The sequence below is a fragment of the Phaeobacter sp. JH20_02 genome, from assembly GCF_048056915.1.
GTDB lineage: Bacteria > Pseudomonadota > Alphaproteobacteria > Rhodobacterales > Rhodobacteraceae > Phaeobacter > Phaeobacter bryozoorum.
Genome location: NZ_JAYMVP010000001.1, coordinates 178,185 through 192,426, shown reverse-complemented (window position 1 = coordinate 192,426; position 14,242 = coordinate 178,185). Strand labels below are relative to the sequence as shown.

Genomic DNA, 14,242 nt, shown 5'->3' with positions numbered 1-14,242 from the left:
ATGTCAGCCACGGATCCGCTGCGGCGACGGCTCTTGATCCTTTGCTCCGCCGTAGATCTGCGGCTGTGGCAGGGCAAAACATCCCGCCAGCACGCCCAGGTGCAGCAGCCCCCGCAACAGCCAGAAATTCCGGCGCGGCTCGACAGGCAGGACAGGCAGGGTCGCAACGACACAATAGGCAACCTTGGCGAGCGCCGCCCCAGCCAGTTTTGTCCGTGCCAGCAGCCCCGATGCGCTGGCCGCATAGCTCTGCCCCATGCGGAACCGCCGTTTTGCCAACCAGCCCAGATGCAACCGATCCGACGCAACCACCTCAAAGACGGCCGCATCGGCCGAGATCGCAAACTGCGCGCCCAGATGTGAGAGCGCAAAGAAATAGGCGGTATCCTCGCCGCCGCTCGTGCCGCGAGAGAGATCAAACTCCAGCCCCTCCCAGGGGCGACCGGCAAACCGCATCAGCGCATTGCAGCTATGGGCGGTCTGTAACTGCACCCCACCGCCATTGCCGGCGCGAAGTTCCGGCCAGTTGCTGTGCCAGTCCTGATCAACCATCCATTGCGGCGCCTGCTGCGGGTAACGTGCGATGGCCGGCCCTGAAATCACATCCGCGCCGGTCTCCATGGCGCGGCGTATCAGCTGTTCGATCCAGTCGGGCGGAACCACCTCATCATCATCGACAAAGGCAACCCAATCCGACCGCCGCTTGCGCGCCATGGCCAGACAGGCGTTGCGGGCCAGAGAGATATTGCGTGACGGCGCGTGGACATAGCTGACCGGCCAGGAGGTCGCGCAGCCGCGCACCCAGTGATCCGCCGACGGCGAGGTATCATTGTCCGCAACGATGATATCTATCGTATAGCCCTGCGGTGCGCGCAAAGCTGCCAGGCTCTCCAATGTGTCCACCACGCTGCGGCGCCGATAGGTGCAGAGTAATATCGAAATCCGTTCGCTCATCGCTTCACCCTGCGCCCCGCCGCACCCGCCAGGGCCGATTGAACAGAATGCCGCGCCATCGCCCGCACCAGACCAAGCGCCCAGCCCATGTGCATCAGCACCAGAGCCACCCCGGACCAGATCCCGCCCCCCCCCAGCCGCAGACAGGCGATGCCCGTTACCACAATCACCACAGTCAGGTAAACCAGCGGCCAGATCAGAGCCAAGGGCCAGAAGGGTGCCGCGACCAGTGCCAGTCCACATAGGAGGAGATTGGCAACCGGCACCATCTGCCGCAGCCGTGGCCGCATTCGGTGTTTGATCAATGTTGCCGCACGGCCTGCGCCATAGTTCTGATATTGCCGCCATAGCGCGGCAGGCGTGCTGCGCATCACATAGCCAAGCCGCACATCACCGGCCAGCCAGATACGCCCTCCGGCCGCCAGCAACCGCCAATCCAGCTCAGCATCCTCATTGTGGCTGAAACTCGCATCATAACCGCCAACCCGGCGGAACCAGTGCAGATCCATCAGCGCGTGATGCCCGTGATCCACATAGCCCGAGGTCCGACCTCCCCGATGTGCCGCACCACCCGATCCGAAGGGCGTATCCACGACCCAGGCCGCCGCCTTGCCGAATTCACTGCGTCCTTCGGACTGCATCGCCACCACGACCGCCGCACGATCATCGTCCTCCCGCAGCGCCGCGCACAGTGCGGTTGCATAATCCGCCGGATAGATCGCATGGGCATCACAGCGCAGCAGCACATCAAAGCCGCCGCCAAATTCAGCAACCGCCCGATTGATGCCTGCGGACTGAATCCGGTCCGGATTATGCAGCACATGTATCTTGATCGGCGCTGTCTCGGCCAAGCTCTCGACGATGGCCACCGTGTCATCATCGCTGCCCCCATCCGCCACCACAAGCGCAGACCGATCTGGATCGCGCAGCAGCGGGTCGCGCAGCAGGCTTTCGAGACAGGGACGGATCGCAGCCGCTTCATTCAGGGTCGGGATCACCACCAGCACCCGCACATCAATGCCCCTGAGTGCAGCGCTGGCGCCCTCCCTGCCTCTCTGACCGCTCATGCCCATGGTCTTTGTTCCATTCCGTGTTATGGACCTGTCTAAAGGATCCGATTATGTTGCGACAGATTGATTTTTGCGCGCAGTCTGATGAACTTGGCACTGCCACCTACTTGCCACCCCTGCGGCGTCGCGCAGCGCAGGGCGGGCCGTGGGCAAACCAATAACGATGGGGTCAACCAACGTGTCCACGCCTAAGACGTCCTTTGCCGCGGATGACGGCCAGGAGGTGCTCGATCTCGGCGCCATTTTTGCAATCATCTGGCGCGGCCGCTGGGTCATCGCTGCCTGTGTTCTGCTCGGTCTGTTTCTGGGCATCTGGCGAGCCTATCTCGCCGCCACTCCGCTCTACGGTGCCGAGGTACAGCTGGTGCTGGACACCCGCGACGAAAAAGTGGTCGATATCGAAAGCGTGGTCAGCAGCCTTTCCGCCACGGATGAGGTGATCCGAACCGAGGTTCACATCCTTGGCGGTCGGGAACTGGCGGGTCAGGTCGTCGACCGGCTGAATCTTGTTTCCGACCCGGAATTCAACATGATGCTGCGCGATCCCGGCCTCAATCCCGTCCAGACGCTGAAAGATCTGATCAAGGGACTCCTTGGGATGCCCGTCTATGACACGACCATTCCGCCAGATCCGGCCTTTGTCCGCGAAAAGGTGATCCAGACGCTGCTCGCCAACATGCGGGTGGTGAACATCCCGGACACCTATATTTTCTCGATCTGGGTGCTGAGCGAGAACCCCTTCAAGGCGGCTGATATCGCCAATGCCTTCGCCGACACCTATGTCGAAAATCAGGTGGCGGTGAAGCTGAACGTCACCGAACAGGCCACCGGCTGGCTGGCGGACCGGGTGACCGAGCTGCGCGGCCAGCTGGAAGCAAACGAACGGCGGGTTGCCGACATCCGGGCGCAGGCCGATGTGACCAGCCCCGCACAGTTGATCGGGCTGGAGAACCGCCTGATTTCCCTGCGCAGCGCGCTGACCGAGCGGGCCGAGGATGTCGCCGCGCAACGGGCCAAACAATCCGAACTGAGCAGCCTGCAAACAGCCGAGGAGCAGCGCGCCGCCGCCCGCCGCTACGGCTATAGCGCGCTTCTGGCGCGCGCTGATGATCCGCTGGCTGGCTGGCGCGCGGTTCTGGCGCAAGTCGCTCGTGATCTGCGCGAAGCCGAAGCCAAGGAACAGGCAATCCGCCGCTCGATGGCCGATCTGGAGATCACCATCGCCACCCAGAGCGATGCGCTGACCGAAGTTGTGCAGGCCGAACGCGACGCCGAAGCCAGCCGTCTGCTGTTTGAAAACTTCCAGAACCGGCTGCGTGAAACCTCCATGCAGATCGGCCTGCAACGCGCCGACAGCCGGGTGATCTCGCGCGCCTTCCCCCCGGACCAGCCTGCCCTGCCCAACAAGGGCCGGATCCTTATCCTGTCGGTCTTCCTTGGCGGGTTTCTCGGCACTGTTCTCGTTGTCGTTTTGCAGCTCTCCCGGGCGCGCCTGCATTCCCCAGCGCAGATCGCAGGCCTGACGTCCGTGCCTGTGATTGCGGTGCTGGACCAGTTTTCGCAGAAAATCCGGCCCGAACAGGCCGGCGCGCTTGGCCCGCAGACCCGCGATGGCGAGGCTGTTCGCAATCTGCGCACCACGCTGCTGATGGCGCGGGGAGATGTCCCGCCGCAGGTGGTTGTCTTTACCTCCGCCGAAAGCGGCGATGGCAAGTCGACGCTGTCGGCGGCCATGGCACATAATATGGCGCAGATCGGTAAATCGGTCCTGCTGATCGACGGCGACCTGCGCCGCCATTCCCTGTCTGACCCGCTGGCCAGTGGCAACAGCAAGCCGGGGCTCTTTGATGTCCTCACCGGGCAATGTGATCTGGCAGCGGCGGTGCTTCCCGGTGCGCTGGGGCAGGCGGATATCCTGCCTGCCGGCACCGTAACCGGCAGTGCCGCGGATCTGCTCAGCCAGGGCGGGCTGACCGAGCTTGTGTCGGTGGCGCGCAATCACTGGGACATCATCATTTTTGACACCCCGCCCATCTCCGTTGTGCCCGATGCGCGGATCATCGGCCTGCACGCGGACCTTCTGATCCTGCTGGCGCAATGGAACACCACCCGGCAATCGGTCTTTACCAATGCCCTACGACAGCTGGAACAGGGCGGGCGCAGTCCCGACGGCATTGTGCTGACCAAGGTCAAAGGCACCGCTCAGCCGCTCTACGGGGCAACCAGACGGTCGCGCGACCGCTATTACCACAGCTGAGAGAGCCGATGCAGCTGTCCCCCCTTTTGCGCAAGGCCAGGATAGCAGGTCGCCGCTGCCTCGGCCGACCTGTGCTGAATTATCAGGTGCTGGGTGAGCGCTGTTCCGGGACCAATTTTCTCGACCAGCTGATCCAGCAGAACTTCGCCGCTGCACGCCCGCGCTATGACATGTGGAAACATGCCTTCCCGAACCTCATCGCGCTGCCGGCGGATGTGCTCTATATCGTGATCTTTCGCGATCCGTTCCAATGGCTCGAAAGCATGTATGGCAAGCCCTGGCACAGCCTGCCAGCGCTGCGTGATCTGCCGTTTTCGCAGTTTATCCGCGCCGAATGGCGCAGCGAGATCGACGTGCCGGCGTGGTTTGACCTACCAAAGACCAGCCCCTGCAAAGGTCAACCGCTGAACCAGGATCTGCATCCGATCACCGGCGCGCCCTTTGCCAATCTGCTGGCGTTGCGTCGCGCCAAGGCAGAGGCGCTGCTGTCCCTGCCCCGGCGCGGTGCACGGGTGATCTACACCACCCATGCTGCCATCAGTCGGCGCCCCGAAGACATCATTGCGCGCATCGCAGGCGAAAGCCCGGTGCCCCCGAACAGGCGCTTGCAGGTCCCGCAGGGACACTATGGCTGGTCATGGTCCGACCGTGACGTAAAACCCAAGACCCCCGGCCACCTGATCACGCCGGACGACCGCACCTGGATCCTCAGCCAGCTTGACCCCGCACTGGAGGCCGCAATGGGGCTACCGCTCGATCCGGCGCCGGATGAGAACCAGAACGCAGGCTAGACCCCAAAAGCACAGTCAGATCCGGGGTGGCACATCCCGCCAGCGCCCCAGCGCTCGGCCGGCATAGATCCACGCCATCGCGATCAGCATGTGCCGGATCGAATGCTCGTTGTAGATCACGTTATCCGACAGCGCCGCGACCAGATTGATCAGCACATAGAAGAGATAATACCCCGAGGTCACGCTACCATCCTGCAAATACCAGCGAAAACAGCGCAGCACGACGGCGATCAGCAGGCCAAAGAACGTCACCGCCCCAAGGAGCCCATTGCCCACCATCAGTTCGATATAGCTGTTATGAAACCAATAGAGTCCCTCGTCGACATAGGCCTCAATATAAAGCCGTGCGTAAGATGGCACCGACCAATACGCCCCAAACCCAACGCCGCCAATCGGCGCTTTGGCGATTTCCTCCAGACCAAAGGCCCAGATCACCGTGCGCCCGGTCAGGGTGCTGTCCTTGCCCAGCCGCTCCAGCAGCAGCCCCAAAGCGTCAATGCCTGAGATATAGATCGCGAGCGGCACCAGGAACAGCACCATCAGCGAAAACAGCAGCGCCACCCGCCGCGCTGTCCCGCCCCAGCGACGGATCCACAGTACCGGCACATAGATCGCCAGAATGGCAAAGGTCACATAGGCCCCCGCCGATTGGGCCATGCCCAGCACCGGGATCATCAGCGCCGCCGCCAGAATACCCAGGATCGAAAGCCGCCAGTAGAACCCCAGCGTCACCAGCCCATGCGCTGCATTCACCGTCGCCTTGGCGAGGGAGTTCTTGTGCATATAGATGCCCTTCAGCGCCCCGTTTGGATGAAAGGCCGGAGCAAGGAAGGTCACGACGGAATTCAGACAAGACAGCGCCACGCCGACCGCCGAGGTCAGGCTGACAACAATCATCGTATGATGCGCCGGAATGGCAGAGGCGATACGCACGGCAATCAGCGTTGTCATCGTCAGCTGGAAACTACGATAGGCGGTGACCGGCGGGTTGATGCTCCACAGGGTGGAGGCCATTGCAATCACGCAGGGCATCAGCACCGGCCACGCCTGCCAGAGAATGGCAGCGCTCTGCCGCCAGTCCCGCAGATACCACAGGATCGTCAGCACATAGAGCGCCATCCAGCCGGGCGACTGGAACCCAAGCCGATAGACCACCCCGGTGCCCGACATGGCCGCTAGGATCAGATAACCCATGCGCAGATGGCCACGGGTCAACCACCAGCGACCAGCTCCGCGCCGCAGCACAGACACCTTCGGCTGCCCGATGTCTTGCGGTGGTTCAACCGTGAGTGTCATGTCGTCCCATATGCCGCCTCAAACGCCCGCCATTATCCCTCGCTACCTGCTCCCCCTCCGCCAATCCAGCCGCGCGCCCAGCCGCGACGCCCGCCCGCGTCTCTGCGGCAACACCGCAGCTCTGCTCCCCTGGGGGTCGAACCGCCGGCACCATCCACAGGGCAGACCTGCCCAGGGCATCACTCACCTCCGCATCAATGCGCCTGCGCGAGGCGGCGCAGCACAGGCGCGCCCAGATCGGCGCCGCCGCGGCGCTGAGGTCCAGTTCGCCTGCGCTGTCTGTCGGCAGGCTCATCCCCCCTGCCCTGCCGTCACGGCCCAGTCGCCAGCGCTGCGGACGACACCACAGGCGCGAGATCCCGGCCACCAGCTTCAGCTCCAGCCGGTTGCGCAGGACGGATAACACCCATGGCCAATGATCGCGGCACATCGCGGCGTGCCAGGCGGCGCGGCCCAGCCGACCGCTGCGAACCTCCCGCGCCAGTTCCAGCTGTGCCTGACGCCGCAGAAGTGCCTGCCGACGAATGCCCGCGTGGAGTGTCAGCTCCTCGCGCCTATCCTGCGCAACCAGACCATCCAGCGCATGGATCTGTGCGGCCAGATCCTCGGGCACGTTGCGATACGAAACCGACGCCGGGTGCCGACGATAGAGATAGGCTGCCATCGGCAGCACCCACATCGTCGCACCCGCCAGCAGAAGACGCAGATAAAGGTCATGATCCTCGCCGATCCGCAGCGCGGGGTCGTAACGCAGATCGCGAAGAAGTTGATTTCTGATCAATGGCTTAAGGTATCCGATGTGACTGATGCCCTGAGGGTCAACCCCGCTCAGGACCAGATCCTTCAACGTCAGCGCACGGGCGTGTTGCGGTGCATGACCACCCAGAATGGTTTCTCCCCGCACCATCGGTCGCTCTGAAAACAGGATCAGGTCATCAGCGACCACATCGGCCCCCAGATCCCGCGCCGCTGCCTGCATCAACTCCAATCGCCGGGGATGCTGGCTGTCGTCACTGTCGCAAATCGCCACCCAGTCCCCGCGTGCAAGGCCGAGCGCATCATTACGTGCCCGAGCCGGACCGCCGCAGTGCGGCCGCCGTTGCGCCCGTATGCGCGGATCCTTGGCCGCAGCCGCACGGATCACCGCCCAGCTGTCATCGTCGGAGGCGTCATCAATGATGATCAGCTCCAGATCCGCCATGGTCTGTGCCAGTACCGCCCGGATCGCCAGCGGCAGATGAGCGGCGGCATTGCGGGTGGCCATAATCACCGAGATCTGCGGGCGCGGCTCAGCCATCCCGGCAGCCCTGCGGCGGCATCAGATCAGAGACCACAGCCCCGCGCGCTTTGATATGCGCGGCGGCCGGGATCCGCCAGGCCGCCGATAGCCCGGCCTCGTCGCCATAGGTCACAGTCAGCACACGGCGCGAGGCCCGATAACACAGATCCGCCCATAGACTGCTATGGCCACCATCGGCGCCGGGGTCCGGGACAACGACATGTTGACCCTCTCCCTGCGGCGGCAGCCCATCGGCAGGGCCGATCAGATGGACCCGCTCCGCCGCAGCCTCACCGGCCTGTCCAGCTTGGCCGCCGCCCTGCCCCCTGCCAATACTGCGCATCTTCGCCCAGGCGATCTGCACCAGTCGAACCCCCAGCGCAGGATGCCGCAGGATCTGGCGCAGCGCCGCCCCAAACCGCCGCTGTTTCAGCGTCTCTGCCAGCGTCTCAAAGGCCAGACGGTCTTGTAGCACTTGCCGCCTCTCTTCTATAATATGTTTTAATTCAATATGTTGTGATGCACTCAATTGACCCGGCAACGCCTCCATCGCAGCAAGCGCCGCAAGAATCTGCCGTCGGGTCGATCGATGTGACAGGGAATGCGGATGTCGGCGGTAAAGATAAAGCGCCTCCGGCAGCAGCCACATACGCGTTCCTTGCAACAGCAATCGCAGATAGAAATCCTGATCCTCGCCGATCGTCAGCGCCTCATCATAACGCAAGGCCGCCAGCGCCTGACGGCGGATCAGGGGCTTCAGATAGCCCAGCTGCGCACCAGACGTGCCCGGTTCCGGCACCCGCAGCATATCCGCAGGCCCGATCTGTCGCGGCACCTCCGGCGCATCACTGCCAAGAACGCTGCGCGGACCAGCCAGCGGCTCCGTCGCGAAATGCACCATGTCATCCGCAACCGCATCCGCATCCAGCGCCTCTGCCGCGGCCAGCAGGCGCCGCAACCGGTCCGGGTGCATTATGTCATCGGAATCGCAGATTGCCAGCCAATCGCCACGGGCCGCCGCCAGCGCCCGATTGCGGGCGGCAGCAGGACCGCTGGGTGTTTCATGCAGCAGCACCCGCACGCGGGGGTCCTGGCGTGCAACCTCTCGCAGGATATCCACCGATCCGTCACTGGACCCGTCGTCGGCCACGATCAACTCCCAGTCGGCATGGGTCTGCGACGCCACCGACCGCAGCGCGTCCGGCAAATATGGCGCGCCCTGATGATTGGCCATGATGATCGAAATCATCCGCCCCTGCCCTGCCGGTTCCTGCATGATGCTGCCCACTCTTCTGCCGGCATATCTAGCATGTCCCCGCAGGGTGAGGCCAGATGCCGGGCAGCGGCGTTTGACGGAATGCACGGGGTCATTTCCCGTGGCACAGCCGATCCGAGGTGCTAAGACTGGCGCTCAGTACCGCCGCAATCGCCACGCCGACAGGAAAGACCCGCCATGACCACGCCCCCCCTTGCGCCATCCGGTAACAGCGCGGCACAGGCTGGTCCAACGCTGGTGGGTATTGGCGCACAGAAATGCGCCTCCACCTTCATTCACGCGGCCCTCGGTGCCCATCCTGATGCCGCCGTATCGGATCCCAAGGAACTGGATTTCTTCAGTGCCTATTTCGATCGCGGCTATCAATGGTATCGCAGCCATTTCAGCCATGGCGCGGACAAGACGGTGAGATTTGAGGCATCGCCCTCATATTTCTATGACCCGCGCTGCCCCGACCGGCTGAATGCCTTTGATCCGAACATCAAGGTGATCTGCCTGCTGCGCGATCCGGTCACCCGCGCCTATTCCAACCACCTGCATGAGGTGATCAAGGGCCATATTCCTCCCCTGCCCTTTCACGACGGGCTGGCGAACAATCCGGCCTATCTGGAACAGGGGCTCTACAGCCGCCATCTGGGGCGCTGGCTCGACACCCTCGGCCATGATCGCGTGCTGGTACTGCTGGCAGAGGAAATCAGCGCCGATCCGGTCGCGGCTGCCCAGACGGTCTATCGTTTTGCCGGGCTCGACGATAGCCACAGCTCTCCGGTGCTGCATGAGCGACGAAACGAAAGCGACCGCGCCCGGCTCCCTGCTCTTCGCAGCCTGCTTCGTGCAGGTGGTGATCAACTGCGCAAAGCCGGGCTGGAGGATAGCCTGGCCCGGCTAAAATCCACCGGGCCGGTTTCCGCAGTGCTGCGTGCCAACAGCCAGAACATGCGTGATGTGGTGCCGCCCCTTCGCGACAGCGATATCGCAGACCTGCGCAGCTGTTTCGCGGAGGATCTGCGCCAACTTCCCGCCCTGCTGGGCCGTGACAGCCTGCCCTGGGAGAGCTGGGCTGCGGTCACACGGTAGGCCACTACTGTACACACATGTCTAGAACAGGATCGCATCCTGAGCTATCAGCAGATCCAGTGTCAGCGCATCCGCCCGGTCATCGATCACCGCAACATTCACCCAGCCATCTTCGCCCTCGGCCTGCAACAGATCGCGCGTACCACGACCACGCCCACCATCAAGCCAGCGCAGCTGATCCGCACCATCCAGATTGAACCGCGTCAGATCCAGAACGTCCCCTTGGGACAGGGAGAAATCATTGACCCGGTCCGGCGTCCCGCCCTGGCGGAAGATAAAAACATCCGCGCCGCCCCCGCCACGCAGCTGATCACGACCGATCCCACCGTCAAGCTGATCGTCACCGCCGCCGCCCGCCAGACGATCCCGGCCGCGACCACCAAACAGGAAATCATCTCCGTCCTTGCCGCGCAGAATGTCCCGCCCCTTGTCACCATAGAGGTGATCCGAACCACGATTGCCCACCAGCTGATCCGCACCATCGCCACCGTGGATCAGATCTGCACCAGCGCCGCCGAACAGATCCTCTGCCTGCTCCGTGCCACGCTGTTCGCTGTCGAACTCCGGCTCGCCGGGATCTTCCTGTCCCGGCAGGGACACATCCGCAATCACCGCGACCAGCGGCGGCGCATCCGGGTCAGGTATTCCGGCCCAAGCCGTTTGATTGTCGGACACCGCCCAAAGGTCAGCAAAGCTCTTCACCGCCCCGGAGTACCAAAGCCCACCCGGCATATCAGCCCCGCTGAGATCGGCGCGCACCTCTCCATCTACGCGGAAAATCGCGCTGGTGCCGGTCAATTCGATTTCATAGGTATGCATCCCCTCGGCGGCATCGAACCCAAGATCAACGACCAGCGGCCCCGCGGGGCCATCGGCCAGTCGCACGCGGCTGCCATCCTCCGCCTCTATATGGATGCTCAATTGAACCTGACGGGTATTGGCGCCAACGAATTCAAAATCGAACTCCAACCAGCGATCGTTCCGATAGTCCTCCTGATAGAGGAACATCCCAAAGACCGTGCCATCCTGCATCTGCGGCGCCTGTGCAGTCCAACTCCAGATGCCGGTCTCATGGGCCGCTTCGGACTGGATTTCACCACCGGTGAAAAGCCGCTCTCCAACGCCATTATCCGACGTCAGATGCAGCTCAACCGCGCCGTCACTGTTGATCTGGACATTATCCTTTGACCACGTGGTGTCGCGCGATTGACCGGCATTCCATGTCGACACCAGCCAGTCGTCGCTGTCACGCATCTCGCCGGGGACCCGCAGGTCCAGCGCCGGTGTCTTTTCTGCCTGCGCGCTGTCTGTTGATGCCATGTCGATCACTCCAAACCTTGGTGCCGCGGAAAACGGCCATGCCTTTGGTTTGGTTGTCGGGGCGAACGATGGCAGGATTGTGCCTTAATTATCGCCCATTAATGCCCCATTCAGACAGTTTAACGCAAACTCAAGACCAGTTTTAGAGGGTTGCTTTTTAGTCGAATTGCGCAGCACGCAAGAGCCACCGGAGCGACAGCCAAGAAGTCACCGGACAGCACATCCCCCGATGCGCCAACGAGCGTCATCTCACCAGCACTTGCGGCGTGGCGGGTGTCCCCGCAGGGACAATGATAATGCTCTGCTCCCTTCAGCAGCGCGGCGAGCATGATCAATGACAATCCACCCATCTGAAGCCTGGCTCAAAAAAAGGCCGTCCCCGCAGGGACAGCCTCATTGATACCGTCGTGTCGGCCAGCTCAGCGCTAGGTCTGATCCCCGTCCAGAGCATCAAAGAAAGCCGTGATCGCGGCCTCAAGCCGACGCTGGTCAACCGCCGAGAAATCACGCTCCATCGCCATTTCAATCCGCCCGTCCCGCGCCAGACACCGCACCGTCCCCGCAGGGACAGAACAGCGCAGCGTGGTCTTGGCCATGCCGGCGCGCTGGCTGGTGCTGGCCTCCTTAACATCCGATGCAGGGGCCTTGAGCACCTGCCGCAACACGGCCAGCTCTTCCTCAGCGCTCGAAAAACTCCGCTCCCTTAGGCGTTGCCGCAGCGGCTCAAGCGTGGCCGGGTTCTCCAGCAGGTGCTTCTTCAGATCCAGCCCTAATGCACGGGGGATCGCCTCGGCATAGGACAGCTCTTCTCCAATCAGCTCCAGCAGCTCTGCAAAGTGGCGAATGTAGCTGCGCTTCTGACGCCCGGCTGAGGCATAAAGCAGCGCAACAGAGTCTTCTACAGAGTCTGAATCCGTCTCTGGATCCTGCGAATAGGAGAGCGCGAGCTGCGCCATTTCGGCAAAGGAAATATCCCGGCGCACCAGGTTTTCATCCACCATTCGCCGGTACAGACCCTGTAGCGTCTCGCCCCGCGCCACCAGTCCGGCCGGGATCAGGCGGAACTGTTCCTCTCCCGTTTCCTCGTAAAGCGCGCGATAGGCCGACAGTCGCCGGAAGCCCTGTACCAGCTGATACCCCTCGCCGTCCTCTTCCACCCGGATCGGATTGGACAGACCAAGATCGCGGATCGACTCCTTCAACTCCTCCAGCTCAGGATCCCGGTTGACGGCGCGATCGCGGATCAGCTTGCTGGTCGAAATCAGATCCAGCGGGATCCGATCGACCACCAGACCAAGGGTCTTCAGCCGGACGAATTCATGCGCCAGGCGATCGTTCTCGGCCCGGATATTCTGCTCGACCTCCGCCCGTGTCCGCAGCGCTTCGGCGTTTTCGCTGATGGCGGTGGCCATCGGGCCACGGCGCGCCTCGCCTGAACGGAACGCCGACTTCGTCTCAAGCTCAGGGGCGCCGGGGTGCGGGTCCACCGGGGCAGGGGAGGCTGCCTCGGGCGTGGCGGGGGTGGGATCCGACGGAAAATCGATGTCGAACATTCTGCGCTTGCTCATGCCTCATCCTCCAGCTGGGCCCATGCGGTCAGGGCGTTGCCCTTGAACTCCATATAGGCCTGGTCAAAAGACGCGCGCGCCCGTCGCCAGGTCTCGCGCGTCATATCCCGGTAGTCGATTTCGTAAATCGAGCTGAGGAAGCGCCCGGATTGTTCCACCGCTCGGGTCATCTCAATCGGGTGTTCCGTCATCCGGTCGCCAAAGACCTTGACGAAGGCATCGCGCATGGCGCGGTGCAGGTCATTGCCGGATTCATAGCGGGTGAGCAGGAACCGGACCTCCTGAAACACCTTCGGCAGGCTGAACGTCCCCGCAGGGACAACCCCGTTGAACGCCGAGAGATCCTCAAGCGCCTCGGAGAGCTGGCCGATGAACGAGGTGGTGGAGTCATACTCCCAATATCCGGGACCTGACGGGATATAGAGCATATCGGCGGCGAAGACCGCATTCATAGACTGATAGCCAATGGCCGGCGGGCAGTCGAAGATCATCATGTCGTAATCGTCCGACGGCAGCTGATCGAGATAACGCGACACCGCTGCAAAGAAGGACCATTCCGGATTGAGGTGGCGATACTGCGCCGATGCAAATTCGACAAAGGCGGCATTGGCGCAGCTGGGGATCACATCAATCGTGGGCCAGCTCGTCGGCTTTACAAAATCGCTGATCCGAAGATCCTGCAAGCCCATGCCGGTGATCGCTTCTGGCAGGCGCCGCTCGGGCAGGGCGGCGCCGGACTCGGCGCCGCGCGCACTGGCGTTCATCCGTTCGGTCTCACGTACGAGGTCCCGCGCCATGATGCCCCAGACCGTATAATCTTCGGTCACATCGCTCAGCCCCATCGAATGGGACAGGGTGGCCTGCGGATCAAAGTCAACACAGAGCACACGATAACCGTCCAAGGCGGCGGCATGGGCAAAATGCAGCGCTACGGTCGATTTGCCGGCACCCCCCTTGAAGTTGGAAATCGCCACCCGCAAGGCCCGCTTGCCCGCCGGTCGCTCTGGCATCAGCGATTTGCGGTTCACCTTCAGCCGACGGCGCAGCTCATTGATTTCCTCAAGCGAATACCAACGCTGACGCCCGTCTTCCTCGACATGGCCCTGGGGCAGGCTGGGATCGGCCGCCAGCCGTCCACGCAGCGTGGACTGGTTCACCTTGAAGATCAGCTCGGCCACCTCCCAGCTGGAGAAGCGCCTCAGCGTCTTTTCCAGCTTGGGAGAGAAGGTCTGCTGCCGGATCCAACTCTGCATTTTCAGGGATTGTGCCTGCATATTCGCCAGGTCTTGATGGGTAAACATCTCTGCTCCTCGATCTCTGTAGTGCGGCCTTATTCACCAAGCGGACGCTTTTT

General features: G+C 62.8%; 11 protein-coding genes. 3 read left to right on the top strand and 8 right to left on the bottom strand.

The genetic code is table 11. The features are described 5' to 3' along the window. Positions 1-3 precede the first annotated feature (3 nt). Together VWY34_RS00915 and VWY34_RS00910 are read right to left on the bottom strand one after the other, a co-directional pair. A complete protein-coding gene (locus VWY34_RS00915) occupies positions 4-954 on the bottom strand; it encodes a glycosyltransferase family 2 protein (RefSeq protein ID WP_416544887.1) in 951 nt (316 codons plus the stop codon). Then, positions 951-2,021: a glycosyltransferase family 2 protein gene (locus tag VWY34_RS00910; RefSeq protein WP_416544886.1), complete on the bottom strand. Its 1,071-nt coding sequence runs from the start codon at positions 2,019-2,021 to the stop codon at positions 951-953. The genes VWY34_RS00915 and VWY34_RS00910 overlap by 4 nt, the downstream gene beginning before the upstream one ends. A gap of 181 nt (positions 2,022-2,202) precedes the next feature. Between VWY34_RS00910 and VWY34_RS00905 the strand changes: the two genes are divergently transcribed. Both VWY34_RS00905 and VWY34_RS00900 read left to right on the top strand, forming a co-directional pair. Next, a complete protein-coding gene (locus VWY34_RS00905) occupies positions 2,203-4,281 on the top strand; it encodes a GumC family protein (protein WP_416544885.1) in 2,079 nt (692 codons plus the stop codon). A gap of 8 nt (positions 4,282-4,289) precedes the next feature. Then, positions 4,290-5,072, top strand: a complete 783-nt coding sequence (locus VWY34_RS00900) for a hypothetical protein (protein WP_416544884.1) — start codon at positions 4,290-4,292, stop codon at positions 5,070-5,072. Between the two features lie 15 nt (positions 5,073-5,087). Here VWY34_RS00900 and VWY34_RS00895 read toward each other — a convergent pair whose 3' ends face one another. From VWY34_RS00895 to VWY34_RS00885, 3 genes are read right to left on the bottom strand one after another with little or no spacing between them, the layout of a single operon-like run. Then, positions 5,088-6,368 carry an O-antigen ligase family protein gene (locus tag VWY34_RS00895; protein WP_416548963.1) on the bottom strand — a complete coding sequence of 427 codons (1,281 nt, stop codon included), beginning with the start codon at positions 6,366-6,368 and terminating at the stop codon, positions 5,088-5,090. Beyond that, entirely contained in the window at positions 6,352-7,665 is a 1,314-nt protein-coding gene (locus tag VWY34_RS00890) for a glycosyltransferase family 2 protein (protein WP_416544882.1), read from the bottom strand. The genes VWY34_RS00895 and VWY34_RS00890 overlap by 17 nt, the downstream gene beginning before the upstream one ends. Next, positions 7,658-8,923 (bottom strand): glycosyltransferase family 2 protein, encoded by a 1,266-nt coding sequence (locus tag VWY34_RS00885; protein WP_416544881.1) that lies wholly within the window; start codon positions 8,921-8,923, stop codon positions 7,658-7,660. Before VWY34_RS00885 ends, VWY34_RS00890 begins: the two co-directional genes overlap by 8 nt. Positions 8,924-9,100: 177 nt before the next feature. On the opposite strand from VWY34_RS00885, the gene VWY34_RS00880 reads away from it, so the two are divergent. Beyond that, a complete protein-coding gene (locus tag VWY34_RS00880; protein WP_416541789.1) occupies positions 9,101-10,000 on the top strand; it encodes a sulfotransferase domain-containing protein in 900 nt (299 codons plus the stop codon). 21 nt (positions 10,001-10,021) lie between these two features. Here VWY34_RS00880 and VWY34_RS00875 read toward each other — a convergent pair whose 3' ends face one another. The 3 genes from VWY34_RS00875 to VWY34_RS00865 all read right to left on the bottom strand — a co-directional run bounded on the left by VWY34_RS00875 (position 10,022) and on the right by VWY34_RS00865 (position 14,189). After that, positions 10,022-11,320 carry a family 16 glycosylhydrolase gene (locus VWY34_RS00875; RefSeq protein WP_416544880.1) on the bottom strand — a complete coding sequence of 433 codons (1,299 nt, stop codon included), beginning with the start codon at positions 11,318-11,320 and terminating at the stop codon, positions 10,022-10,024. 425 nt (positions 11,321-11,745) lie between these two features. Continuing rightward, on the bottom strand, positions 11,746-12,888 hold the full coding sequence (locus tag VWY34_RS00870) for a ParB/RepB/Spo0J family partition protein (RefSeq protein ID WP_416544879.1): 1,143 nt from the start codon (positions 12,886-12,888) through the stop codon (positions 11,746-11,748). Continuing rightward, positions 12,885-14,189, bottom strand: coding sequence for an AAA family ATPase (locus tag VWY34_RS00865; RefSeq protein WP_416539646.1), 1,305 nt, complete (start codon positions 14,187-14,189; stop codon positions 12,885-12,887). The genes VWY34_RS00870 and VWY34_RS00865 overlap by 4 nt, the downstream gene beginning before the upstream one ends. Positions 14,190-14,242: the final 53 nt, after the last annotated feature.